Raw genomic sequence first — 284 nt, 5'->3', positions numbered from 1 at the left:
GTTGTGACGATTGAAACAGAAGATGGCTCAGTGCCAGAATTTCCTTTTTTGATAAAGTCGGCCTATTCAGAGTCGTGTGGTCATAGTAGTTGTGGTATTGATTTTGGTTATAAATATTTTAAAACTGCCTATGCTAATGAGCCAATTACCTTCCCACGCGAGCGTTTGGATTTATTACAACCCAATGCCTATGCATCGATTGAGTTTACGGTTACCCATCCTAATTATCACCACCGCGGATTTCCGCGAGGCTTTGGGCCCACCGATGCTGATGACCCTATTCA

The 284-nt window shown here is 43.3% G+C and carries 1 pseudogene; it reads left to right on the top strand.

The features are described from left to right. Positions 1 to 284 (top strand): annotated as a pseudogene (locus H5183_RS21545) (hypothetical protein); the annotation flags it as partial.

This window comes from Pseudoalteromonas sp. SR44-8, assembly GCF_014163635.1.
Taxonomy (GTDB): Bacteria; Pseudomonadota; Gammaproteobacteria; order Enterobacterales; family Alteromonadaceae; genus Pseudoalteromonas; species Pseudoalteromonas rhizosphaerae.
The sequence above is the reverse complement of the archived record's forward strand: the minus strand, read 5'-3'. Positions and strand labels throughout refer to the sequence as shown.